This window comes from Methylobacterium sp. WL103 (assembly GCF_008039885.1).
GTDB classification, from domain to species: Bacteria; Pseudomonadota; Alphaproteobacteria; order Rhizobiales; family Beijerinckiaceae; genus Methylobacterium; species Methylobacterium cerastii.
On the sequence record NZ_VRUX01000853.1, the window covers coordinates 1 to 1418 of the forward strand.

Sequence of the window (1418 nt, forward strand, 5' to 3'; positions counted from 1 at the left end):
GTGACCGCCCTGCGCAGGACGCTCGCGGACGCGCCGGCCTTCGACCTCGTCTTCGTGGTCGCGGGCGTCGCCACCCAGGCCGGCACGCCGGCCGCCGCGATGCCGCGCGCGGTGGCGACGGCGGTCTTCCAGACGAACGCCCTCAGCCCGATCCGCTTCGCCGAGGCGTTCCACACGCGCGTGGCCCCCGACGGGCTCGTCGTGCTGATGACTTCGATGCTCGGCTCGGTCTCGCTGAACCGCGGCGGCGGCTGGAGCAGCTACCGCGCGAGCAAGGCGGCGCTCAACACCCTGGCCCGCTCCTTCGCCGGGCAGCACGCCAAGGCGGCCTGGGGCGTCGTGCTGATGCATCCGGGCTGGGTGCGCACGGATCTCGGCGGCCGGCGCGCGACTCTCGACGTCGAGACCAGCGCGCGCGGCATCGTCACGGTGCTCGAACGGCACCTCGGGCAGCGCGGCTGCGTCTTCCTCGACCACGCCGGGCAGACCGTGCCCTGGTAGTCCATGCGCCGCGGGGTAGTCCATGCGCCGCGGGCGGTTCCGACGGCCAAACGGCGTCGCCCGGGCTCAGGCCTGCGGCGCGGGACGATCCTCGAGCGTATCGCCGCGCAGGGCCGCGTCGTAGCCCGCGAGCCAGAGGTCGTGCGCCTCCATGCCTTCGGCATAGGGGCAGTCCTCGCGGCGCAGGGTCTTGCCCGGCGCGTAGAAGCCGAGCGCGTAGTGGTCCAGGTTGTCGTCCGGCGGCTGCGCCATGGGGTCCTCGCTTCGCAAATGTTGGGGGCCGGACTCGGCCTCAGGTCATCACCTCGGCGAGGATGCAGGGCACCTCCGCCGGGATCTCGCGCGCCAGGAAGCCGATCCCGCCGTAGCGGCGGGCGAGCCGGCGACCGGCTTCGCCGTGGGCGTAGACGCTCCACAGGGCCGCCGCCTCGGGCTCGGCCCCGCGGGCGAGCAGCCCGACGATCAGGCCCGCGAGGGTGTCGCCCGAGCCCGAGATCGCCAGGCCGACATGCCCCATCTCGTAGCACCAGGCGCGGCCGTCGGGGGAGACGACCTGCGTCCGGCCGCCCTTCATCACCGTCACCGTGCCGAAGCGCTCGGTGGCGCGGCGCGCCGCGGCCAGCGGGTCGGCCTCGACGGCCTCGCGATCCATGTCGAGGAGCTTGGCCATCTCGCCCGCATGCGGGGTGATGATCGCCGGCCTGGACAGGCTTCGGGTCAGGTCCGGGTCGGCGCGGAGCGCAACGAGCGCCCCGGCGTCGAGGACGAACGCCGCCTCCTTGCCCCCGCGCACGAGGGCGGACACCACGGCTTCGGTGTCGGCGTCCTCGCTCATGCCCGGACCGGTCAGGATCGCGTCGACGGCGCGCGCCCGCCCCGCGAGGTCGTCGGCGCAGTCGCGGCCGATGCCGCCGCCC

3 protein-coding genes are annotated in these 1418 nt (G+C 74.8%); 1 reads left to right on the forward strand and 2 read right to left on the reverse strand.

Annotated features, from left to right (window positions below; genetic code table 11):
- The coding region (locus FV222_RS26075) for an SDR family oxidoreductase (protein WP_246685676.1) at positions 1-501 on the forward strand (501 nt) is incomplete at its 5' end.
- Positions 502-567: 66 nt separating this feature from the next.
- Here the strand turns inward: FV222_RS26075 and FV222_RS26080 are convergent.
- Both FV222_RS26080 and FV222_RS26085 read right to left on the reverse strand, forming a co-directional pair.
- The gene (locus tag FV222_RS26080) at positions 568-753 is read right to left on the reverse strand and encodes a ribosome modulation factor (protein WP_147753890.1); all 186 of its coding nucleotides are present in this window, start codon (positions 751-753) and stop codon (positions 568-570) included.
- Positions 754-793: 40 nt separating this feature from the next.
- Positions 794-1418, reverse strand: a 625-nt coding sequence (locus FV222_RS26085; RefSeq protein WP_147816028.1) for an ADP/ATP-dependent (S)-NAD(P)H-hydrate dehydratase, incomplete at its 5' end; no start/stop codon positions are given.

Excerpts from the sequence above, each read along its gene's own strand:
- FV222_RS26080 (WP_147753890.1), bottom strand. The coding sequence starts at position 753 with ATGGCGCAGCCGCCGGACGACAACCTGGACCACTACGCGCTCGGCTTC.